This is a genomic window from Streptomyces sp. NPDC048496 (assembly GCF_043200055.1).
Lineage (GTDB): Bacteria > Actinomycetota > Actinomycetes > Streptomycetales > Streptomycetaceae > Streptomyces.
Map to the genome: position 1 here is coordinate 229,169 of NZ_JBICXB010000001.1, position 21,429 is coordinate 250,597.

Annotated in this window: 18 protein-coding genes; 9 read left to right on the top strand and 9 right to left on the bottom strand. The window is 70.6% G+C overall.

The window, feature by feature from the left end:
- Positions 1 to 98: 98 nt before the first annotated feature.
- Entirely contained in the window at positions 99 to 1,883 is a 1,785-nt protein-coding gene (gene aspS, locus ACGFSA_RS01095; protein ID WP_393297804.1) for an aspartate--tRNA ligase, read from the top strand.
- A gap of 412 nt (positions 1,884 to 2,295) precedes the next feature.
- Entirely contained in the window at positions 2,296 to 3,099 is an 804-nt protein-coding gene (locus tag ACGFSA_RS01100) for a L,D-transpeptidase family protein (RefSeq protein WP_393297808.1), read from the top strand.
- A 109-nt stretch (positions 3,100 to 3,208) separates the two neighbouring features.
- Here ACGFSA_RS01100 and metG read toward each other — a convergent pair whose 3' ends face one another.
- Positions 3,209 to 4,813: a methionine--tRNA ligase gene (gene metG / locus ACGFSA_RS01105; RefSeq protein ID WP_393297811.1), complete on the bottom strand. Its 1,605-nt coding sequence runs from the start codon at positions 4,811 to 4,813 to the stop codon at positions 3,209 to 3,211.
- A 147-nt stretch (positions 4,814 to 4,960) separates the two neighbouring features.
- Here metG and ACGFSA_RS01110 point away from each other — a divergent pair, with 147 nt between their 5' ends.
- Both ACGFSA_RS01110 and ACGFSA_RS01115 read left to right on the top strand, forming a co-directional pair.
- The gene (locus tag ACGFSA_RS01110; protein ID WP_393298363.1) at positions 4,961 to 5,614 is read left to right on the top strand and encodes a response regulator transcription factor; all 654 of its coding nucleotides are present in this window, start codon (positions 4,961 to 4,963) and stop codon (positions 5,612 to 5,614) included.
- Entirely contained in the window at positions 5,611 to 6,837 is a 1,227-nt protein-coding gene (locus tag ACGFSA_RS01115; protein WP_393297814.1) for a sensor histidine kinase, read from the top strand. The genes ACGFSA_RS01110 and ACGFSA_RS01115 overlap by 4 nt, the downstream gene beginning before the upstream one ends.
- Here the strand turns inward: ACGFSA_RS01115 and ACGFSA_RS01120 are convergent.
- The gene (locus ACGFSA_RS01120; RefSeq protein WP_393297817.1) at positions 6,768 to 8,462 is read right to left on the bottom strand and encodes a VWA domain-containing protein; all 1,695 of its coding nucleotides are present in this window, start codon (positions 8,460 to 8,462) and stop codon (positions 6,768 to 6,770) included. The two genes, ACGFSA_RS01115 and ACGFSA_RS01120, sit on opposite strands and share 70 nt — an antisense overlap.
- A gap of 398 nt (positions 8,463 to 8,860) precedes the next feature.
- Between ACGFSA_RS01120 and ACGFSA_RS01125 the strand changes: the two genes are divergently transcribed.
- Complete coding sequence (locus ACGFSA_RS01125; RefSeq protein ID WP_393297820.1) at positions 8,861 to 10,930, top strand: PhoX family protein; 2,070 nt, start codon at positions 8,861 to 8,863, stop codon at positions 10,928 to 10,930.
- Positions 10,931 to 10,986: 56 nt separating this feature from the next.
- Here ACGFSA_RS01125 and ACGFSA_RS01130 read toward each other — a convergent pair whose 3' ends face one another.
- Both ACGFSA_RS01130 and ACGFSA_RS01135 read right to left on the bottom strand, forming a co-directional pair.
- Positions 10,987 to 11,958 carry a hypothetical protein gene (locus tag ACGFSA_RS01130; protein WP_393297823.1) on the bottom strand — a complete coding sequence of 324 codons (972 nt, stop codon included), beginning with the start codon at positions 11,956 to 11,958 and terminating at the stop codon, positions 10,987 to 10,989.
- A 50-nt stretch (positions 11,959 to 12,008) separates the two neighbouring features.
- A complete protein-coding gene (locus ACGFSA_RS01135; protein ID WP_393297826.1) occupies positions 12,009 to 13,490 on the bottom strand; it encodes an APC family permease in 1,482 nt (493 codons plus the stop codon).
- A 250-nt stretch (positions 13,491 to 13,740) separates the two neighbouring features.
- Here ACGFSA_RS01135 and ACGFSA_RS01140 point away from each other — a divergent pair, with 250 nt between their 5' ends.
- Complete coding sequence (locus ACGFSA_RS01140; protein WP_037701878.1) at positions 13,741 to 14,151, top strand: RNA-binding S4 domain-containing protein; 411 nt, start codon at positions 13,741 to 13,743, stop codon at positions 14,149 to 14,151.
- Positions 14,152 to 14,292: 141 nt separating this feature from the next.
- On the opposite strand, the gene ACGFSA_RS01145 is transcribed toward ACGFSA_RS01140, so the two are convergent.
- Both ACGFSA_RS01145 and ACGFSA_RS01150 read right to left on the bottom strand, forming a co-directional pair.
- Positions 14,293 to 15,237, bottom strand: coding sequence for an NADP-dependent oxidoreductase (locus ACGFSA_RS01145; RefSeq protein ID WP_393297830.1), 945 nt, complete (start codon positions 15,235 to 15,237; stop codon positions 14,293 to 14,295).
- 129 nt (positions 15,238 to 15,366) lie between these two features.
- A complete protein-coding gene (locus ACGFSA_RS01150; protein ID WP_393297832.1) occupies positions 15,367 to 16,254 on the bottom strand; it encodes a hypothetical protein in 888 nt (295 codons plus the stop codon).
- Between the two features lie 118 nt (positions 16,255 to 16,372).
- Here ACGFSA_RS01150 and ACGFSA_RS01155 point away from each other — a divergent pair, with 118 nt between their 5' ends.
- Positions 16,373 to 16,777 (top strand): hypothetical protein, encoded by a 405-nt coding sequence (locus ACGFSA_RS01155; RefSeq protein WP_393297835.1) that lies wholly within the window; start codon positions 16,373 to 16,375, stop codon positions 16,775 to 16,777.
- 130 nt (positions 16,778 to 16,907) lie between these two features.
- On the opposite strand, the gene ACGFSA_RS01160 is transcribed toward ACGFSA_RS01155, so the two are convergent.
- The 3 genes from ACGFSA_RS01160 to ACGFSA_RS01170 all read right to left on the bottom strand — a co-directional run bounded on the left by ACGFSA_RS01160 (position 16,908) and on the right by ACGFSA_RS01170 (position 19,197).
- Positions 16,908 to 17,330, bottom strand: a complete 423-nt coding sequence (locus ACGFSA_RS01160; RefSeq protein WP_327245493.1) for a universal stress protein — start codon at positions 17,328 to 17,330, stop codon at positions 16,908 to 16,910.
- A gap of 127 nt (positions 17,331 to 17,457) precedes the next feature.
- A complete protein-coding gene (locus tag ACGFSA_RS01165) occupies positions 17,458 to 18,108 on the bottom strand; it encodes an FMN reductase (RefSeq protein WP_393297838.1) in 651 nt (216 codons plus the stop codon).
- Between the two features lie 6 nt (positions 18,109 to 18,114).
- Positions 18,115 to 19,197 carry an LLM class flavin-dependent oxidoreductase gene (locus ACGFSA_RS01170; protein WP_393297841.1) on the bottom strand — a complete coding sequence of 361 codons (1,083 nt, stop codon included), beginning with the start codon at positions 19,195 to 19,197 and terminating at the stop codon, positions 18,115 to 18,117.
- A 168-nt stretch (positions 19,198 to 19,365) separates the two neighbouring features.
- On the opposite strand from ACGFSA_RS01170, the gene ACGFSA_RS01175 reads away from it, so the two are divergent.
- Together ACGFSA_RS01175 and trpS are read left to right on the top strand one after the other, a co-directional pair.
- Complete coding sequence (locus ACGFSA_RS01175; RefSeq protein ID WP_234432866.1) at positions 19,366 to 19,494, top strand: DUF6126 family protein; 129 nt, start codon at positions 19,366 to 19,368, stop codon at positions 19,492 to 19,494.
- A gap of 546 nt (positions 19,495 to 20,040) precedes the next feature.
- Positions 20,041 to 21,111, top strand: coding sequence for a tryptophan--tRNA ligase (gene trpS / locus ACGFSA_RS01180; protein ID WP_393297844.1), 1,071 nt, complete (start codon positions 20,041 to 20,043; stop codon positions 21,109 to 21,111).
- Positions 21,112 to 21,429 lie beyond the last annotated feature (318 nt).

The window sequence follows — 21,429 nt, forward strand, 5'->3', positions numbered from 1 at the left end:
ATGATCTTGCCTGGAGTTATGGCAATGAAGTGGTGCGGTCGTGGGCGGTAGCCTGGGGAGGCTGAATCCACCAAACTGCGAAGACTGGATGAACGACGATGCATCGGTACAGGTCCCACACCTGCGGCGAGCTCCGCGCCTCTGACGTCGGCACCGACGTCCGGCTGAGCGGCTGGCTGCACAATCGTCGAGACCTGGGCGGCATCCTCTTCATCGATCTGCGCGACCACTACGGTCTGGTGCAGCTCGTCGCCCGCCCCGGCACGCCCGGCAACGAAGCCCTGTCGAAGCTCACCAAGGAGACCGTCGTCCGGATCGACGGCAAGGTCTCCGCGCGCGGCGCCGACAACGTCAACGCGGAGCTCCCGACCGGCGAGATCGAGATCGAGGTCGCCGAGGTCGAGGTGCTCGGCGAGGCCGCCCCGCTGCCCTTCACGATCAACACCGAGGACGGGGTCAACGAGGAGCGGCGCCTGGAGTACCGCTTCCTCGACCTGCGCCGCGAGCGCATGCACCGCAACATCATGCTGCGCTCCGCCGTCATCGCCTCGATCCGCTCGAAGATGGTGACCCTCGGTTTCAACGAGATGGCGACCCCGATCCTCACCGCGACCTCCCCCGAGGGCGCCCGTGACTTCGTCGTCCCGTCCCGGCTGAACCCCGGCAAGTTCTACGCGCTGCCGCAGGCTCCGCAGCAGTTCAAGCAGCTGCTGATGATCTCCGGCTTCGACCGCTACTTCCAGATCGCGCCGTGCTTCCGCGACGAGGACGCCCGCGCCGACCGCTCCCCCGGCGAGTTCTACCAGCTCGACGTCGAGATGTCGTTCGTCGAGCAGGAGGACGTCTTCCGGCCGATCGAGAAGCTGATGACCGAGCTCTTCGAGGAGTTCGGCAACGGCCGCCACGTCACGTCGCCGTTCCCGCGGATCCCGTTCCGCGAGTCGATGCTGAAGTACGGCAACGACAAGCCGGACCTGCGCGCCAAGCTGGAGCTCGTCGACATCTCCGATGTCTTCGCGGACTCGGAGTTCAAGGCGTTCGCCGGCAAGCACGTCCGCGCCCTTCCGGTGCCGGACACCGCGGGCCAGTCCCGTAAGTTCTTCGACGGTCTGGGTGAGTACGCCGTCGAGCACGGCGCCAAGGGTCTCGCCTGGGTCCGCGTCGGCGAGGACGGCACCCTCGCCGGTCCGATCGCCAAGTTCCTCACCGAGGCGGACATCAAGACGCTCACCGAGCGTCTGTCGCTCGTCCCGGGCCACGCCGTCTTCTTCGGCGCCGGTGAGTTCGACGAGGTCTCCAAGATCATGTCGGCCGTCCGGGTCGAGGCCGCCAAGCGCGCCGGCCATTTCGAGGAGGGCGTCTTCCGGTTCTGCTGGATCGTCGACTTCCCGATGTACGAGAAGGACGAGGAGACCGGCAGGATCGACTTCTCGCACAACCCCTTCTCGATGCCCCAGGGCGGCCTGGAGGACCTGGAGACGAAGGACCCGCTGTCCATCCTCGCCTGGCAGTACGACATCGTCTGCAACGGCATCGAGCTGTCCTCCGGCGCCATCCGTAACCACGAGCCCGAGCTGATGCTCAAGGCGTTCGAGATCGCCGGTTACGACCGCGAGACCGTCGAGCAGGAGTTCGCGGGCATGCTCCGCGCGTTCCGTCTCGGCGCCCCGCCGCACGGTGGCATCGCCCCCGGCGTCGACCGCATCGTGATGCTGCTGGCCGACGAGCCGAACATCCGCGAGACGATCGCCTTCCCGCTCAACGGCAACGCGCAGGACCTGATGATGGGCGCGCCCACCCAGCTCGACGAGGGCCGTCTGCGTGAGCTGAACATCCAGCTGCGCAAGCCGGTCGCGGCGGCGAAGGACAAGACCGAGAAGTAGACCGGTCCCGGACCAGCGAGGTCCGCTTCCGTTCCACGTGAAACAGCCCCCGGCCGCCGGCCGGGGCTGTTTCACGCTCTGCCCCTGGTCGACCGTCCTGCGCAGCAACGCACAGCTCGCCGTGGACCCGGACGAGACGCACGACGGCACGGACCTTCGACCCTCCGGTCCTCCGCGGAGTGGAAGGACCCGGAACCGGCTCGACAGGGCACGGTCCCGGGCCTTTCCGTGCCTGCGCGTCGGCAGCTGAACAGCGGGACACGCCCGCAGCGACAGAGAGAACCTGATCGGATGCGACCGGATGGCCGCTTTGTCTGATTAGTCGGGAGTGGAGTCGGCAAAGACTGGCTCGGGGACTTGGCGCGGGGACTCGCCTCCGCCGCCTTCGACACCGACTCCTAGGAGAGCCCTCGTGCCCGAACGCGTGTCACGTCGCAGGTCCAGACGTCCGCCGTACGCCGTCTGCGCCGCACTGTTCCTCGTGCTGACCGGGTGCGGTGCCTCAGGCACCGCACCCTCCGCTGTCCCCAGCGGAGGCTCCCACGCCCCCGGGCCCGCCGGTACCTCCGGTGCGGCGGGCCCGGCCGCCGCCGCCCGTGGACCGGCCGCCCCCACGCGTCCTCGCGGGATCCGGTCGCTGGGCGCGGGGATCAGGGCGGCGATCCCGGCCGATTCCCTGCAGGCGCTGGTCGTCACCGGGGACTCACCCGACTCCAGTCTGGCCACCGCCGTCCTCTACACACGTGAGGACGCCATGGCGGGCTGGCAGCCGGCCCTGGGCCCGTGGCCCGCCCACAACGCCCTGAAGGGCTGGACCGACGAGCACCGGGCGGGTGACCTCCGGACCCCCATCGGGGTCTACGGGCTGACGGCCGCAGGCGGTCGGCGCGCCGCCCCGGGCACCGCGTTCCCGTACGAGCAGAACCCGCTCTTCAACATCAGCGGCGAAGGGTTCCGCGGGGACTCCCTGGAGGGGTCCTTCGACTACGTCATCGCCATCGACTACAACCGCATCCCCGGCGCCTCCCCGCTGGACCCGACCCGTCCGCTCGGCGAGGAGCGGGGTGGCGGCATCTGGCTCCATGTCGACCACGGCGGACCGACCCAGGGCTGCATCTCGCTCCCCAAGGACCGGATGAGGGAACTGCTGCGCGCCCTCGACCCGGCAAAGGTGCCGGTGGTCGTCATGGGTGACGCTGCGGCCCTGGCCCGCTGATGACCTCAGGCACCCGAGGAGCCCGCATACGCGAGGGGCCCGCACCGCCACCGGACGCTGACCAACAGCGTCCGTCACCGGTCCGGGCCCCTCTTCTGCGTCGCGAGAACTACGCGGGCTTCTCCTCCAGGCGCGGGAACAGCACCGCACCCTTCGTCACCGTCGCGCCGGTCGGCAGCTGACCCCAGTTGCCCGCGTCCTGCACGAGCTGGTCGGGCAGAGCGCCCAGGGACGCCTCGGCGCCGAGGGACTCCCACAGCTTCTGCGAGGTCTCCGGCATCACCGCGTTCAGCAGGACCGCGACACCGCGCAGTGCCTCGGCGGCCGTGTAGAGGATCGTCGCGAGGCGGGCCCGGCCCTCGGGGGACTCGTCCTTGGCGACCTTCCAGGGCTCCTGCTCCGTGATGTAGCCGTTGACCTGCTTCACGAAGTCGAAGATCGCCAGGATGCCGGCCTGGAAGTCCAGCTCCTCGCCGATCTTCCGGTCGGCCGTCGAGACAGCCTTCGCCAACCCCTCCTGGACGGCCTTCTCGGCCTCACCGGCGGCCGTGGCCTCCGGGAGCGCCCCGCCGAAGTACTTGCCGACCATGGCGGCGACGCGCGAGGCGAGGTTGCCGTAGTCGTTGGCGAGCTCGGAGGTGTAGCGGGCGGTGAAGTCCTCCCAGGAGAACGAGCCGTCGCTGCCGTACGCGATCGCCCGCAGGAAGTACCAGCGGTACGCGTCCACACCGAAGTGCGAGGTCAGGTCCTGCGGCTTGATGCCGGTCAGGTTCGACTTCGACATCTTCTCGCCGCCGACCATCAGCCAGCCGTTGGCCACGACCCTGCCGGGCAGCGGCAGACCCTGCGCCATCAGCATCGCGGGCCAGATGACCGAGTGGAAGCGGAGGATGTCCTTGCCGATCAGGTGCACATTGGCCGGGAACGTCCCGTCGAACTTCTCCTGGTTGGCGCCGTAGCCGACCGCCGTCGCGTAGTTGAGCAGCGCGTCGACCCACACGTAGATGACGTGCTTCTCGTCCCACGGCACCGGGACACCCCAGTCGAACGTGGAGCGCGAGATCGACAGATCCTGCAGGCCCTGCCGGACGAAGTTCACGACCTCGTTGCGGGCCGACTCGGGCTGGATGAAGCCGGGGTTGTTCGCGTAGAACTCCAGCAGCTTCGGGCCGTACTCGCTCAGCTTGAAGAAATAGTTCTCCTCCTTGAGGATCTCCACCGGCTTCTTGTGGACGGCGCACAGCTTCGTGCCGTCCTCCGCCTCGATGAGGTCGCCGGGGAGCTTGTACTCCTCGCAGCCCACGCAGTACGGGCCTTCGTACCCGCCCTTGTAGATCTCGCCCTTGTCGTACAGGTCCTGCACGAACTCCTGCACCCGGTCGGTGTGCCGCTTCTCCGTCGTACGGATGAAGTCGTCGTTCGCGATGTTCAGGTGCTCCCAGAGGGGCTTCCAGGCCTCCTCGACGAGCTTGTCGCACCACTCCTGCGGGGTGACGTTGTTCGCCTCGGCAGTGCGCATGATCTTCTGACCGTGCTCGTCCGTGCCGGTGAGGTACCACACCTTCTCGCCGCGCTGGCGGTGCCAGCGGGAGAGCACGTCGCCTGCGACGGTCGTGTAGGCGTGGCCCAGGTGAGGAGCGTCGTTGACGTAGTAAATGGGGGTCGAGACGTAGTACGCCGTCGCCCCCTGCTTCTCGGATCCAGTGGCCGCCATGGTCGAAATCCTAACGGCCCGTGGGTGATCCACTCACACCGATAAACGTCGCCCGGCCATGGAGACCTTTGCGAAACATGCCTTCCGGTAGCAATGACCCATCCTGGGAGGGAGCGGACAGGCATGCACGAGGCAGGGGACATCACGATGCGGGTACTGGTCGCCGAGGACGAGGAGATCCTGGCGGAGCTCGTCGCCACCGGTCTGCGGCGGGCGGGGTTCGCCGTCGACACGGTCTACAGCGGCGACGCGGCCGTCGCCTACCTGGGGCTCCACGACTACGACGTTGTCGTCCTCGACCGCGATCTGCCGCGGGTGCACGGCGACGACGTGGCGCGCGGACTTGTCGCCTCCGGCTCGCGCACCCGGATCCTGATGCTCACCGCTGCCGGTTCCATGGAGGAGCGCGTCTCGGGTCTCGACCTCGGCGCCGACGACTATCTGGGCAAGCCGTTCGAATTCCCGGAGCTGGTGTCGCGGGTACGGGCGCTGCGGCGGCGCAGCGCCCGGCCCGTACCGCCGCAGCTGCAGCGGCACGGCGTCCGGCTCGACTCCGTACGGCGCACCGCGTCCCGCGACGGCCGGGAGCTGGACCTCTCGCCGAAGGAGTTCAGCGTGTTGCAGCTGCTGCTGGAAGCGGACGGCGGGACGGTCAGCGCGGAGGAGCTGCTGGAGCGCGCCTGGGACGCCAACGCCGACCCGTTCACCGGCGCCGTCCGCGTCTGCATGAGCAAGCTGCGCGGGAAGCTCGGGGAGCCCGCCCTGATCCGTACGGTGCAGGGTGTGGGGTACGCCCTGTGAAGCGCCCGTCGGCCGTCCGGCACGCCACGATCCGGACGCGGATCGCGCTCGTGTACGGCGGGGTGTTCCTGGTCCTCGGGACCGCCCTGCTCACCACCGTCAACCTTGCCTCGCGCGCCGGTACGGACTCGCAGGCCCGCGCGATCGCCGCCACCGCCGCCGTCATCCAGCCGGGCTACGCGGTGAACGGTCCGCTCATCACCCGGCGGAGCCTCGGCCCGCCCACCGTCTACGACCTCACCGACCATGTCAGCGACGCGGCCGGCCACCAGCTGCTGATCTGGTCCGCGGCCGCGCTGCTCGTGATGACAGCGTGCGCCGTAGGGGTGGGCTGGTGGACCGCGGGGCGGGTACTGCGGCCCGTCCACGCGATGACCGCGAAGGCGCGCCGCCTCTCCGAGCACACGCTGCACGAACGGATCGCTTCGAACGGACCCCACGACGAGCTGAAGGAGCTCGGTGACACGCTGGACGCGCTGCTGGCCCGGCTGCAGAAGGCGTTCGACAGCCAGCGGCGGTTCATCGCCAACGCCTCGCACGAGCTGCGGACACCGCTGGCCACCCAGCGGGCCGCGATCCAGATCGGACTGGACGACCCGACCCCTGAGGATCTCGTACGGATCAGGGAGACGCTCCTCGACAACAACCGGCGCAGCGAGCGGCTCATCGAGGGGCTGCTGGTGCTGGCGCGCAGCGAGCGGGGGCTCGCGGCGGGCGAGCGGGGCGCGGTCGATCTCGCACAGGTGGTGGCGGAGGAGGCGGCCCGGTATCCGGGTGTGCGGGTCTCGGCGCAGCCGTGCGGGATACGGGGGAACCGGCTGCTGCTGGCCCAGCTGGTGGCGAACCTGCTGGCCAACGCGGTGACGTACAACGTGCCCGACGGGACGGTGGAGGTGTCCGTCGCACGGGGCGGGGCCGATGAGCCGGTCCTGGAGGTGCGCAACACCGGGCCGGTGGTGGCGGAGGCGGACATCCCGGGGCTCTTCGAGCCGTTCCGGCGGGGCGAGGGCCGGGACCGGATGGGCCCGGGCTCCGGACTCGGTCTTTCGATCGTGCGTTCCATAGCAGTGGCGCACGGCGGTACGGTCACGGCGGTGCCGCGCCCCGGGGGCGGGCTCGCCGTGACCGTACGTCTGCCGGTCGACCTGCCTGGTCAGCCCTTGTCGGCGGCGGTCTCGCGGGTGGCGAGCCAGGCGGGAAGCGCGGCGATCAGCTCCTGGTAGAGCGTGGCGTCCGGCACCTCGCGCGGGGCGGGGCCCGCGTGGAAGAACGCGGCGTTCGGGGCGTCCAGCTTCCGCAGGAACTCGAAGCCCTTCGCGTCCTCCTCGCCGAACGCGACGAACTGGAAGAACAGCGGCAGCCGCGCTGCCTCGACGAGCGCCTGCTTGGCGGGCTGCTTGGTGTCCGGCGGGCCGTCCGTCTGGAAGATCACCAGGGCGGGACCGGTGGCCTCCGACTTCTCGTAGTGCGCGACGACCTCCTCGACGGCACGGTGGTAGCTCGTACGGCCCAGACGGCCGAGCCCCGCGTGCAGTTCGTCGATCCGGCCCTCGTGAGCGGTGAGGTCGACCGTGCCGGTGCCGTCGATGTCGGTCGAGAAGAAGACGACGGGCACGGTCGCGTTCTCGTCCAGGTGCGCGGCGAGGGCGAGCGTGCGGTCGCCCAGGTGCTGGGCGCTGCCGTCCTTGTAGAACGGCCGCATGGAGCCGGAACGGTCGAGCACCAGGTAGACGGTGGCGCGGAGCCCGGTCAGCCCGTGCCCCTCCAGTGCGGCCCGGGCAGCCTTGTACGGCTCGGCGAGCGCAGGTGCACTGGACGTGACCCGGGCGAGGGGGAGAGCGGGGGCGGGCTCGGCGGCGGCCGGTGCGTGCGCCTCGGAGGGTACGTCGGTGACGGGCGCCTCTGCGGCGGGTTCCGGTGCGGGCTCGGCGACCGGTGCGGGAGCGGGGTCGACCGCAGCGGCGACCGGTGCGGGCTCGGGTGCGGAGGCCGGAGCGGTCGGCTCGCTCTCGACCGGCGCCTCCGGCTCGGGTTCGGCCACGACGACGACCGTCTCCGGTTCGGCCGGGGTCTCCGGTACGGCGGCCACAGCGATCGGCTCGGCTTCGACCTCGACGTCGGCGGCGGCAGGCTTGGCTTCGACCTCGACCTTGACCTCGACGTCGGTGGCGGCAGGCTCGGCTTCGACCTCGACCTTGACCTCGACGTCGGTGGCGGCAGGCTCGGCTTCGACCTCGACCTCGACCTCGACCTTGACCTCGACGTCGGTGGCGGCAGGCTTGGCTTCGGCCTGGGCCTCGGCGGCGACCGGCTCGGCCTCGACGGCGACAGGCTCAGTCTCGGCGGCGACCGGCTGGGCCTCGGGCTCAACCTCGGCGGCGACCGGCTGGGCCTCGGGCTCAACCTCGGTGGCGGCAGGCTCGGCTTCGACCTCGGCCTCGGTGGCGACCGGCTCCGCCTCAACCTCCGCTTCGGGCTCCGCAGCGACCGCCTCCGCGACCGGCTCCGCAGCGATCGCGGCCGGCTCCGGGGCCGAGCCCTGGGCCGGGACTGTGGGGGTGGACTTCGGGGTGGGGGCCGATGGCCTGTCGAAGGCCTCCGCCACCAGGTCCGCCGCCAGTCCGCTCTCGGGCGAGGCGGACCGGCGCGAGGCGGGAGCGGGCACCGAGGCCTTGGCGGGCGGGGTGGATGCCGCCACCGTCTCGTCCGCCGGTACCGTCACCGCGACGGGCTCCGACTCCGTCGGCCCGGTGCGCTCCGTCTGGGGCGGGACCGTGGCCGTCGTCGGCTCGTCCTGCTCCGCGCGGTCGCGGCCGAACACCTTGCGCAGCAAGCTCCGAATGCCCATGGGCGAGGCCTTTCGCATGAGTTGGGTGCGATGAATGTCCGTACTGCGGGAATTTATCCCTGGCCAGGGCGGATACGTAAGGTTAGCGGCCGGATCCGGCCGTTCGTTGGTGCGGCCCGCGCCCGTGTCAAACGGGCAGCGGTGGCCCTGACTTCACTCCCCGTTCATGCGGCGTCCCTCGTACCGCGTGACTGCGCACCTACCGTCACGCGAGACACTCAGACCGACCGGCAAATGGGGGGCGGCGTCGCGGGGCTGGGCACGCACATCTGCCGCGTTGTCGTCAATCACCATGGCTCCGCCATGTCTCAATCCTCCGCCTTGCAGCTGCACGCACCCAGCCCCGCTCCTTCTCCCACCCCCCATTTGCCGGTCGGTCTCATATGGAGGGAAATCACGTGCGCAACCTGCTGCCGCTCATCAGCTCGCACCCGGGCGGGCGCTCTGCGCTGACCTGCCGCTACCGCTGTGGCGACGCCTGCTTCCAGGAGATTCCGAACACCAGCGACAACGAATACGTCGGCGATGTCATCGCCGGTGCCCTTTCGCGCCGTTCGATGATGCGTGCCGCAGCCGTGGTGACCGTCGCGGCTGCTGCCGGGACGACCGTCCTGGCCGGCCCGGCCGCGCCGCAGGCCGAGGCCGCCGCGCTCGCGGGCCCCGGGCACGCGCCGGACGGGCCGACGACTCCCGCCGCCTCCGGCGCCCGTGGTCTGCGCTTCGAGCCCGTCGCGCCGAACAAGGACGACAAGGTCACCGTCCCGGACGGCTACGGCCAGAACGTCGTGATCCGCTGGGGTGAGCCGATTCTGCGCGGTGCGCCCGACTTCGACCCGGACAAGCAGTCCGCGAAGGCGCAGGCGGGCCAGTTCGGTTACAACAACGACTTCCTCTCCCTGCTCCCGCTCCGCGGTGAGCACGGCCGCCAGGCTCTGGTCGCCAACCATGAGTACACGGACGAGAACCTCATGTTCCGTGGCTACGATCCGGCCAACCCGACCCGCGAGCAGGTCGAGATCGCCTGGGCCGCGCACGGACTGTCCGTAGTCGTCGTCCAGGACGAGAGCCGCACCGGCAAGCTGTCGGCGGTCAGCCGCCACCCGCTGAACCGCCGCCTCACCGCGACCAGCGAGTTCGAGGTCACCGGCCCGGCCGCGGGCAGCCCCCTGCTCCGCACTTCCGCCGACCGCACCGGCCGCAAGGTGCTCGGCACGCTCAACAACTGCGCGGGCGGCACGACCCCGTGGGGCACCACGCTGCACGGCGAGGAGAACTTCAACCAGTACTTCGCCAACGGCTCCAGCGCCACCGACAAGCGGTACGGCATCGCATCCGGCGCCACCGAGCGCAAGTGGGAGCGTTTCGACAAGCGGTTCGACCTGGCGCAGGAGCCGAACGAGGCGCACCGCTTCGGCTGGGTCGTCGAGCTCGACCCGTTCGACCCGGACGCGACGCCGCGCAAGCGCACCGCGCTCGGCCGCTTCAAGCACGAGGCCGCGCAGCCCCGCCTGACCGCCGACGGCCGGCCGGTCGTCTACATGGGCGACGACGAACGCTTCGACTACTTCTACAAATTCGTATCGTCGAAGAAGATGAAGAAGGGGAACTCGCGGGCGGCCCACGAGCACAACCTCACTCTTCTGGACGAGGGGACGTTGTACGTCGCCAGGCTGACCGGCGACTCCCCGGCCGCCGAGTTCGACGGCACCGGGAAGCTTCCCTCCGACGGTGAGTTCGACGGCAGTGGCGTCTGGATCCCGCTGGCGACGGGCAACACCTCCCACGTGCCCGGGATGACCGCCGAGGAGGTGTACATCTTCACGCGACTGGCCGGTGACAAGGTCGGCGCCACGAAGATGGACCGCCCCGAGGACGTCGAGCCGTCGCCGCGCACCGGCCGGGTCTATGTCGCGCTGACCAACAACACCAAGCGCGGCACCGCCGGCAGCGCCCCGGCCGACGAGGCGAACCCGCGCAACAACAACAAGCACGGCCAGATCCTGGAGCTCGCCGAGTACGGGGACGACCCGGCGGGCGACGGATTCGCCTGGCGGCTGTTCCTCGTCGCCGGCGACCCGAACGACCCGGCGACGTACTTCTCCGGCTTCCCCAAGGAGAAGGTCAGCCCCATCTCCTGCCCGGACAACGTGGCGTTCGACCCGCACGGCAACCTGTGGATCGCCACGGACGGCAACCAGCTCGGCTCGCACGACGGCCTGTTCGGGGTCGCCACCCAGGGCGAGCGGCGCGGTGAGCTCAAGCAGTTCCTGACCGTGCCGAGCGGCGCCGAGACCTGCGGTCCGCTGGTCCAGGACCGCCGGGTGCTCGTCGCGGTGCAGCACCCGGGCGAGATCGACGGCGCGTCCGTCGAGAAGCCGGCGAGCAGCTGGCCGGACGGTCCGGGCTGGATCGTGCGTCCGTCGGTCGTCGCCGTCTGGCGCAAGGACGGCCGCGACATCGGCGTCTGATCCCCGCCCGCGTTACGGCCTCCCCCACTCCCTGTCGTGGGGGAGGCCGTAAGGGCTCACGCGGTGGTGACCTGGCGGCGCCACCGCGTGAACTGCGCCTCCGCGTCCCCGGTGTAGGACCACGGCACCAGCACCGCCCGCCCGTCCAGCAGCCGGAACGCGTCCGCGGCCTCCACGGGACGCCCCGCGTAACAGGACGCGTGCGCGAGGTAGTTCAGCTCGCCGACCTCCTCCGGGGGCACCGGCCCCGGCGCGCGCATCCCGAGCCACCGCTCCCAGGTGCGGCACACCTCGGTCACCGCCAGCTCGTGGTCCCAGTGCTGCTGCCCGGTGCGCGGCGCCACGACGGGCCGCCCGTGCGTGGCATCGGAGACGTACCGGTACTCCTCGACCCTGGCGATCTGTACCAGCACCGGAAGCGACGAACCGGGCGGCGCCGCGCCCGCCGCGTCGCGCGCGAAGTCGTACATGGTGCCGTGGGTGCCGTGCCAGCGCGCCGAGTAGTAGCGCAGGAGCTGCGTGTGCCCCTCCATGTGGTGGGGGTCGCGGCGCAGCAGTTCGTCCCACCACTTCGTGACGCGGCACCGGGTCCCGTCCTGGTACAGCCGCGCCACGGTCAGCAGCGACGCCCACGGCATCGGGTCGGACGGGCAGGCCTCGGCGGCCCGCAGGCAGCAGTGGACGACCCGGTCCACCCGGTCCTGGTCGACGGCGATGCCGCGGCCCGCCATGACGGCCCGCCCGAAGAGCCGTACGACGTCGGTCGCCGCCTTCAGTACGTGCGCGTCGGCGTTCTTCGGTTCGGCGGCGAGCCAGGTCTCCACGGTGGAGCTGCCCGCGGCGGCGTGGGCGAGCAGCCGGGTCCGGTGGGTGCGGAGCGCCCACGCGTTGCCGGTGGCGTGCAGCAGATCGCGTACGCCCTGCCAGCGGCCGATGACGATGTCCTGGCGGGCCGCGGTGAGCGACCGGTCGCCGAAATCCGGGTCGAAGCGCACGGGCGGGAGGGTGCGGCGTCGGCGTACAGCCATGCTCGAGGGTCGTCTCCTCTCGGGGCTGGTGGGGACGGAGGGGCTGGGGATCAGAAGTCGGTGACGATCGTGGCGGAATCGGCGCAACCGGACGAATCCTCGGCCTGCACGGTCCGCGAAGCATCGAGCTTCGCCGGACGGTAGTACGAGCTGCCGCGCCGTCGGTACCAGAACATCGGGACGACACCCACGGCAAGACCGCCGAGGCCGAGCGCGAGCGCTGTTCTGCTGAAGTTGCCGAGCGCCTCGAAGAAGATCCAGAACATGAAGAGCGAGCCGGCCAGCGGCCAGAGCCCGCTGAGGACGAAGTCCGGGACCGAGCGGAGGAGCAGTTTGCGGTACGCGACGACGGCGGCCAGTCCCGCGAGCCCGTAGTACACGGCGATCTGCAGCCCGATGGCCTGCACGGCCACACCCAGGATCCGTTGCACGGGGCCGAGGGCGAGCGAGGCGAGGATCAGGACGAGGGCGACCCCGCCCACGGCCGCGACAGCCACCCACGGCGTGTTCCAGCTGCGGTGCACCCGGCCGAACGCGGCAGGCATCGTGCGGTCGCGGCCCATCGCGAACAAGGAGCGCGTGACCTGGACGAGCGTGGTCTGCAGGGTCGCGACGGTGGACAGCATCACCGCCACCACCAGAAGTTTTCCGCCGACGCCGGGCCACACTTTCTCCCCGAGCACGGTCAGGACGTTGGCGCTGTGCTGCTGGATGTCGTCGGCGGAGAGGATCACGTTCACCGCGATCGCGAACACCTCGACGAGCGCGAAGACGGTGAGCACGCCGACGATCCCGGCCAGCCCCGCGGTGCGGCGGCTGTCGCGGGTCTCCTCGCTGAGGTTGCCGGTGACGTCCCAGCCCCAGTAGTAGAACGCGGCGATCAGCGCACCGGAGGCGAAGTCGGAGACCCCGTCGAAGTGCCCGAAGCCGAGCCAGGACCATTCGAAGGCGTGTGCGGCGCCGGCCCCGGTGCCCGTGGAGCCGCGGACCAGCGCGACGACCGCGAAGAGCAGCAGGATCACCAGCTCGACCCCGGAGATGAGCAGCTGGGTTCGGGCACTGAGCCGGGCCCCGCCGAGCACGACGAGCAGCATCAGCAGGAACCAGCCCGCCCCGATGAGGGTGGCGAGTGCCGTGTTGTCGGCGGAGCGCGAGTCGATGACGGTCAGCGTCATCGTCCCTGCGGGCAGCGATCCGGCGACCATGAACAGGGTCGCCGCGACGACCAGCGCCCAGCCGCTGAGGAAACCGAGGAAGGGGTGCAGGGTCCTGCCGACCCAGGAGTAGCCGGCGCCCGCGTTGACGTCGATCCGGCCGAGCTGCCGGTAGGCGAGGGCGATGCCCAGCATCGGTATCGCGCAGTACAGCAGGGCGGCGGGCCCGCCGAGGCCGACCGTACCGACCAGCACGGCACTGGTGGCGGCCAGTGAATAGGCGGGGGCGCTGCCCGCGACCGCCATCACGATCGTGTTGAACATACCGAGGGCATTGGGCTGGAGCCCACGGCCGGGCCGGGCGGGCGTGTTGCGCATCGCTGTTCTCAACTGCTTCCGGAAGTACGGCGTGCCACGGCGGAGTCCCCGTACATCCTTCAGAGGCACGACATGTGGCGGCATGTCAGAAACAGATCTTCGAAACTCCGAACGGATGCGGTCAGTCCGTTCGGGAAGATCGTCCGCATCGTAGTCCCGTGGTTACAGCTGTGTCGGCTTGGGCGGTACGAGTGTTACGTGAGTCCTGTACGAGGTTCACGGCTCGGGCGGAAGGCCTAGAGTCGGAGACATGGTTTCGGGTGAGGCACCGCAGGCGGAGGGAAGCGTCCGCGTCGACAGCTGGATCTGGTCGGTACGGCTGACCAAGACCCGCTCGCAGGCCGCTGCCGCCTGCCGCGCGGGGCACGTCAAGGTCAACGGGGACCGTGCCAAGCCGGCGCAGACCCTGCACGTGGGGGACGAGGTGCGGCTCCGGCACGCCGGCCGCGACCGGATCGTCGTCGTGTCCAGGATCGTGAAGAAACGGGTCGGCCCGCCGGTGGCGGCGGAGTGTTTCGTCGACAACAGCCCGCCTCCGCCGCCGCGCGAAGCGGTCATCCAGGTGCCGGTCCGCGACCGCGGCACGGGCCGCCCGACCAAGCGGGACCGCCGCGAGATGGAACGCCTGCAGAGCCGCGGCCACGGGGACCGGCCGGCCTGACGGCCTCCCTCACGGCAGGGAGTGGGCTCCCGACGCCCCACGGCTGCGGTGAGGCGATCGCCCGCGCCGCCGCGACCTCCTGGCGCAGCGGCGCCGGTACCCCTTTCTCGTCGCCCGGCAGTTCGGTCCGTACGCTGCGGATCAGAGCACGAACAGGGTCTTGCCGCGGGCGCCGCCCGTGCGGTTCCGGTCGAGCGCCTGCGGGGCCTTCTCCAGCGGGAGTTCGATGTCGACGGGCACCTTGAGCACGCCCTCCAGGGCCCCCGTCGCCAGGACGTCGAGCAGCACGGGTGTCGGCTCCAGGCGGAAGTCGATACCGCTGACACCGGTGGGAAGGGCGGCCCGTCCGGCGACGCCCCGCGTGGAGACGGCCACACCCCCGGCCCGTACCAGCGCCGCATGCGCCACGAAGCCGTCCGGGGTGGTGGACACCAGGTCGACGAGCGCGTCGATGCCTTCCGGGCACGCCTCCCGTACCGCCGTTTCGAGCGGACGGGCCGTCGTGTTGATCGTGACCGTGGCGCCGAGCGCCCTCATCCGCCTGCGCTCGTCGCCGCGCACGGCGGCGATGACGCGCAGGTCCCGGGCGGACGCGAGCTGAGTCAGATAGCTGCCGACGCCGCCCGCCGCCCCGATGACGAGCAGACTCTCGTGGCCGCGGAGCACCGCGGTCTCCAGGAGTTGCGCCGCTGTCATCCCGGCGGACGGCAGCGCCGCAGCGGTCCGGAGCGGGAGACCGTTCGGGACCAGGGTGATCGCGGAGTCCTGCGGTACGGACACGTAGTCGCAGTACGTGCCCGGGCCGGCCGGCGATCCGCTCACCCGGCCGAAGACCTCGTCGCCCACCCGGAAGTGGTTCTCGCCGCTGCCGATCATGTCCACCCGGCCCGCGTAGTCCACGCCGACGACCAGCGGGAACACCGGCTCCGCAGCTCCTTCCGGGGCGTTGTCCACGATCTGCCAGTCGCACGGGTTGAGCGCGGCGTACACGATCTTCACCCGCACCTCGCCGGCCCGGGGATCCGGCTTGGGAAGCTCGATCAGTGAAGGATCGGCCCGGAACGCGCTGACGGCTATGGCTCGCATACGGAAGACCTCTCAGTCGACCCCGACGGTCACGCAGTCCTGCACTCCACTCTTGCCCGGCCCGCGCGCCGCCGCACGCCGAACCGGGTGCGGCGCCCGGCGCTCAGCCGGCGTGCGGGGCGGGCCGGATCACACCCGTACGGTGGATCCCCGCCCCACCCACACCCGCGCGGCCACCGCACACAGCGCCACCGCCAGCCCCGTACCGAGGACGATCCACACCGTCGTACGGAGCGAAGCCGTCAGCGCGTCGTACACCGCTGCCGCCGCGTCGTGGTCGCTGCCCGGCGCCCCGGCCAGCACCCGGTTCCGGGCAATCGCGATCAGTGCGCGCAGCACCAGCGCACCGAGGGCGAATCCGAGCCCGACGAGCGCCGTGGCCGTCAGTGCGGCGAGGGCGGCGCCCCGGCGTCCCGGCCGCCCGCGCACCGCCGCGACGGCCACGGCCGCGAGAGCGAACAGCACGGTCCCGACGGCGGGCCAGATGCTGCCGGTCCGGAGCAGGCGGAAGGTGTGGCGCAGCTGGTCGGCGCGGTCGGCGGAGATCAGCGTGATCTCGGTGTGCTGGACCGGGATCCGGTCGGCGAGGGGTACCCCGTTGTCCAGCAGATTCCGTTTGACCTGCTCCGACACCGCCGCCAGATCGATGGTCACTGCCTCGCCGGTCTCCCCGTTCAGCGCGGCGGTGACCGCCTTGTGGGCGGTGCGGTTGGCGGCGTCCCAAGCGGTACGGAAGGCATCGGTGGTGGTGAACGACTGCACCGCCTCGTACAGGAAGCCCCGCACGGTGTCCTGGAGCGGCCCGGCGTCGATCTTCTTCATCGCTTCGTCGGTGATCAGACCGGCCACGATGGCCTGCACATCGGGGTCGGAGGCGAGCGGCTCCACCGAGGCGACGTACCGGTCCGTGTTGTCGATCTCCAGATCGACCCAGGCGGCCAGCGCACTCAGCGGGACGAGGACGGCGAGCAGCACGACCAGTACCGTCGACAACGCCACCGAGAGAGAGGTCCGCATCCCTCAAGGGAATCCCGGACGGCAGCGGTGTGCTCCGGGCGGTACCCCATTCGAGTTGCCGGGCCCCACGGCCGGGTGTGCTCTGGAGGGGACGGGGTGACGGAAGGAGCCTTCGGCCATGACGACACACGCTTCGATGCCGACGCGCCACCGCCGCGCGCGGGCGCGCACCCACCGCCCCAGCACACTCAGCTGGGCCATGCCAGTCGCCCTGGGCGTGATCGGGGGCTGGTGGGCGACGTCCATCGTGCGTGGCGGCGGTGTGCTCACCGGCACGCAGCTCGCGCTCGGTCTGATCACCGGCGCCGTGCTGGCGGCGCTCTGCTACGGCCTCGGCCGGGTACAGAAGCGACTGCCGACGGGAACCAAGGCCACCGCGTACGGCGTGCTGTTCGGCGGTGCGGTCGGCTTCCTGTACAGCCTGTCCGACAAGAGCGTGCTTGCGTGCGCCGTCCTGGCCCTGGCGACCGGATTCGGCATGTGGGTGTGCGCCTTCTACGTGTTCCACATGACGGAGGACTGACGCCGCACCCCGTCTCCTCCTTCCTCTTTCATCCTTGACCTGCGAGGCGCGCGCGAATGCCGTCGCGGATTCACGGAGGGGCGGCCCCGAACGGGACCGCCCCTTCTTTTGGTTCGTCGAGTTCACTCGGTCAGTCGCGGACGACCGTCACCGGGCACGGCGCGTGCTGGGTGACGTGGAGGCTGACCGAGCCGAGCAGGGTCGCCTTGAAGCCGCTGTATCCGCGTGCACCGACGACCAGCAGGTTCGCGCCCTTCGCACGGTCCAGCAGGGCCTGTGCCGGGTTGCCGATCACCACGATCTTGCTGACCGCGGCCGCGCCCTCGGCGCCGAGGGCCTCCTCCAGCGCCTCGGTGAGCGAGACGATCGCCAGGGCCTGCGGATCGAAGTCCTCCGGCATACCCGGCATCATGGACGCCCAGCTGGTCGCGGGGTACTCCCAGCTGTTGACGGCCTCCACCGAGTCACCGGTCAGCTCGGCCTGGCGTACGGCCCAGTGCAGCGCCTTGATCGACGACTCGGAGCCGTCCACGCCCACCACGATCCTGCCCATCTCTGCCTCCAGCTCGGTTCAGCTCATATCTGCGTGATACACCTCACGGTGCATCTTTACGGGTCACTGTAATCAAACCGGACAGAAGTCCCCCCGGGTGGGTCCACCCCGCTCGGGCAGCGGCAGTTCAGTCCAGCCGCAGGTCGGCGAGTTGCTGCTCGAACGGCACCACCTCGTCGTCGAGCCCCCGCGCCCTGGACGCCCCCGAGACCGCCCGGCCGCCCGCGATCATCCCCGCGAGTTCGCCGCCCGCGCGCCGGATCCGGGACGGCAGCCCCTCGGTGTACTCGTCACCGGACGAGCCCCAGTCCTCCGACGCGGCGTACACGGACGTCGGTACGACGGTGGCTCGCAGGTAGGCGAAGAGGGGCCGCATCGCGTGCTCCAGGACGAGCGAGTGCCGACCGGTGCCGCCGGTCGCCGCGATGAGGACGGGCTTGCCGGTCAGCGCCGTGTTGTCGATCAGGTCGAAGAACGACTTGAACAGTCCGCTGTACGAGGCGGTGAAGACCGGCGACACGGCTATCAGGCCGTCCGCCGCCGTCACCGCGCCGATCGCCTCGCTCAGCGCCCGCGGCGGGAACCCCGTCACCAGGTGGTTCGCGATGTCGACGGCCAGATCGCGCAGCTCGATCACCCGGACCTCCACCGGCCGGTCCTGCTCGTCGGCCAGCCGCTCCCGGGCGGCGGCCGCCAGCCGGTCGGCCAGCAGCCGGGTCGACGACGGCTGGCTCAGCCCTGCGGACACCGCGACGATCTTCAGAGCCTCGTGCTGCATGGTGGGTCAGATCTCCTTCGTGCGGGCGGCGACAGCCGGGTGGACGGGGGCGGATTCCGGCACTCCGGCCGGCCGCATGTTGGCGAACTCCTTGCGCAGCACCGGGACGACCTCCTCGCCGAGAATGTCGAGCTGCTCCAGGACCGTCTTCAGCGGGAGTCCCGCGTGGTCCATCAGGAACAGCTGGCGCTGGTAGTCGCCGACGGCGTCACGGAACGACAGGGTCCGTTCGATGACCTCCTGCGGGGAGCCGACGGTCAGCGGCGTCTGCCGCGAGAAGTCCTCCAGGGAGGGCCCGTGCCCGTAGACCGGCGCGTTGTCGAAGTACGGGCGGAACTCCCGTACCGCGTCCTGCGAGTTCTTCCGCATGAACACCTGGCCGCCGAGGCCGACGATGGCCTGCTCGGCCGTACCGTGCCCGTGGTGCGCGTACCGCTGCCGATAGAGGTCCACCATCTTCTTGGTGTGCTCGATGGGCCAGAAGATGTTGTTGTGGAAGAACCCGTCGCCGTAGTACGCGGCCTGCTCCGCGATCTCCGGGGAGCGGATGGAACCGTGCCAGACGAACGGCGGGACGCCGTCCAGCGGGCGCGGGGTCGCGGTGAAGGACTGCAGGGGTGTACGGAACCTGCCCTCCCAGTCGACGACGTCCTCCCGCCACAGCTTGTGCAGCAGGGCGTAGTTCTCGATGGCGAGCGGGATGCCCTGGCGGATGTCCTTGCCGAACCACGGGTAGACCGGCCCGGTGTTGCCGCGCCCCATCATCAGGTCGACCCGGCCGTCCGCGAGGTGCTGCAGCGTCGCGTAGTCCTCGGCGATCTTCACCGGGTCATTGGTGGTGATCAGCGTCGTGGACGTCGACAGGATCAGGTTCTCGGTGCGGGCGGCGATGTAGCCGAGCGTGGTCGTCGGCGAGGACGGGACGAACGGCGGGTTGTGGTGCTCGCCGGTCGCGAAGACGTCCAGGCCCACTTCCTCGGCCTTCAGGGCGATCGCGAGGGTCGCCTTGATCCGTTCGTGCTCGGTCGGCGTCCTGCCGGTGGTGGGGTCGGTGGTGACGTCTCCGACGGTGAAGATCCCGAACTCCATGGCGCCCGCCTCCGTGAAGGGTGATGGTTGAACCTTGAACTACTTGGTCACACCCTACAACGGGGCACCTCTTCTGCCTATTCCGTCGCCGGAACGGGGATCCCGGCGGTGCGTACTCTGGACGGCGAGACAGCCCGGGAACGCGCCGGTACGAAGGAGGCAGGGCCCGTGAGCGAGAGCGAGAGCTGGAAGGAGCGCGGCGTCGCGCTGCGCGTCTTCGTCTACGTCTTCGCCACGCATCTCTTCGCGGGCTTCGTCTACCTGCTGTTCTACGTGGGCGAGCACGCCCACAAGTGAGCCGCCTGCCGGGCGGAACGCCGACGGCCGCGAGGCTCCTCGCCGTGATTGCGGCAGGAACCCCCAGCGCCGTGGGCTCGGGATGTGACGGTTCCCCTCGCGGCACGCGGGGCGGTGAGCCCGGGGAGAGACAGCCGTGTTGCCCGGCATACCCGGCGGGGCCCCGGTTCCCGGAGCGGGTACTGGCCACCGCCCGGCGGCACCGCACGATCACCAACCCGTATGCCGCCCGGGTGTATTGACCTGTGCACACGGGGACGGGGCCGCGCTGCGACTGCCGCACCGCGTCCGGGTCGAGGCTGTCCCGTACGGGAAGCGGTACGGGCCCCGCCAAGACCGGGTGGGGGGAGCCTGACCGCGTTACACTCGGCCCATGACCTCCGTACCGTGCCGAAACTGGTGGCGCTCCACTTAGGAGCGGCCGCCTCATCTGCACGGAACCAGGGCCGTTCGATATGGACGGCCCTCTTCTCTGCCCTCGCACGGGTACGGATGCCGCTCCCGGCGGGCCGTCCTCCACGCAACCAGCACCCGCGAGGAGAGACCATGACCACCGCCGCCACACCCGTCACCGCACCCGTCACCACCCCCGCCCAGCGCCGCAGTGCCGAGCTGGAGCAGCAGATCCAGCAGGATCCCGGTCGGTTCCGGGTGATGACCGGGGACCGGCCCACCGGGGCGCTGCACCTCGGGCACTACTTCGGGACCCTCCACAACCGTGTCCGGCTCCAGGACCTCGGCGTGGACGTCTTCGTGATCATCGCCGACTACCAGGTGCTCACCGACCGGGACGTCGCCGACCGGCTCACCGAGCACATGGAGGGGATGCTGCTGGACTACCTGGCCATCGGTATCGACCCGGCCCGCACCACGATCTTCAACCACAGCGCCGTGCCCGCGCTGAACCAGCTGATGCTGCCGTTCCTCAGCCTCGTCTCCGTTGCCGAGCTGAACCGTAATCCCACGGTCAAGGACGAGATCGCGCACTCCCGGCAGTCCGCCGTCAGCGGGCTGATGTTCACGTATCCCGTGCATCAGGCCGCCGACATCCTGTTCTGCAAGGGCAACCTCGTCCCCGTCGGCCAGGACCAGTTGCCACACCTCGAAGTGACCCGGAGCGTCGCCCGCCGCTTCAACGAGCGGTACGGGACGGTCTTCCCGGAGCCGGACGCCCTGCTCTCCGCCGCGCCCCTCCTGCTCGGCACCGACGGCGGCAAGATGAGCAAGAGCCGGGGCAACTCGATCGCGCTCGGCGCCACCGCCGACGAGACCGCCCGGCTGATCCGCGGGGCGAAGACGGACACCGACCGGCACATCACGTACGAACCGGAGACCCGGCCCGAAGTGTCGGGGCTCGTACTCCTCGCCGCACTCTGCCTCGACCGCGACCCGTACGAGGTCGCCGAGGAGATCGGAGACGGCGGTGGCGCCGTGCTCAAGCGGACCGTGACGGACGCCGTCAACGAGCGGCTGGCGCCGGTGCGTGCGCGGCGGGCGGAGTGCGCGCAGGACATGGCGTACGTACGGTCGGTCCTGCGGACCGGCAACGAGCGAGCCAATGCCGTCGCCGAGGCCACGCTGGCGGAGGTGCGGGGCGTGATGGGGGGCGTGCTGTAGCGGATTCCGGCCGGGTCAGGGCAGCCAGGCCGGACCGGGTCGGACCGGGTCGGCTTCGGGCCGGGCGTTCCGTGCCGACACGTCCCGCATCCGCCGGGCGCTCCGCCTGAGCGCCCGGCGGGGCGCTCAGGCAGAGGGGCGTCCGCATGCTGGATGTATTCAGACGTTCCGACAACGCGGCGAGCGGGCGTGCTGGGCGGCGCGACGGGGCAAAGCTTGCCGGGAGGGGCACTAGCTCTTGCCGTCCGACGGCCGCGCGTTACTCCCGTCACCCACGAGCGGAGGCCGGCTGCGCCGACCTCCGCCGCATGACAGGCC

Excerpts from the sequence above, each read along its gene's own strand:
- ACGFSA_RS01155 (WP_393297835.1), top strand. The coding sequence starts at position 16,373 with ATGACGACACACGCTTCGATGCCGACGCGCCACCGCCGCGCGCGGGCG.
- ACGFSA_RS01160 (WP_327245493.1), bottom strand. The coding sequence starts at position 17,330 with ATGGGCAGGATCGTGGTGGGCGTGGACGGCTCCGAGTCGTCGATCAAG.
- ACGFSA_RS01135 (WP_393297826.1), bottom strand. The coding sequence starts at position 13,490 with ATGCGCAACACGCCCGCCCGGCCCGGCCGTGGGCTCCAGCCCAATGCC.
- ACGFSA_RS01120 (WP_393297817.1), bottom strand. The coding sequence starts at position 8,462 with ATGGGCATTCGGAGCTTGCTGCGCAAGGTGTTCGGCCGCGACCGCGCG.
- aspS (WP_393297804.1), top strand. The coding sequence starts at position 99 with ATGCATCGGTACAGGTCCCACACCTGCGGCGAGCTCCGCGCCTCTGAC.
- ACGFSA_RS01165 (WP_393297838.1), bottom strand. The coding sequence starts at position 18,108 with ATGCAGCACGAGGCTCTGAAGATCGTCGCGGTGTCCGCAGGGCTGAGC.
- trpS (WP_393297844.1), top strand. The coding sequence starts at position 20,041 with ATGACCACCGCCGCCACACCCGTCACCGCACCCGTCACCACCCCCGCC.
- ACGFSA_RS01145 (WP_393297830.1), bottom strand. The coding sequence starts at position 15,237 with ATGCGAGCCATAGCCGTCAGCGCGTTCCGGGCCGATCCTTCACTGATC.
- ACGFSA_RS01170 (WP_393297841.1), bottom strand. The coding sequence starts at position 19,197 with ATGGAGTTCGGGATCTTCACCGTCGGAGACGTCACCACCGACCCCACC.
- ACGFSA_RS01110 (WP_393298363.1), top strand. The coding sequence starts at position 4,961 with ATGCGGGTACTGGTCGCCGAGGACGAGGAGATCCTGGCGGAGCTCGTC.
- ACGFSA_RS01140 (WP_037701878.1), top strand. The coding sequence starts at position 13,741 with ATGGTTTCGGGTGAGGCACCGCAGGCGGAGGGAAGCGTCCGCGTCGAC.
- ACGFSA_RS01130 (WP_393297823.1), bottom strand. The coding sequence starts at position 11,958 with ATGGCTGTACGCCGACGCCGCACCCTCCCGCCCGTGCGCTTCGACCCG.
- ACGFSA_RS01150 (WP_393297832.1), bottom strand. The coding sequence starts at position 16,254 with ATGCGGACCTCTCTCTCGGTGGCGTTGTCGACGGTACTGGTCGTGCTG.
- metG (WP_393297811.1), bottom strand. The coding sequence starts at position 4,813 with ATGGCGGCCACTGGATCCGAGAAGCAGGGGGCGACGGCGTACTACGTC.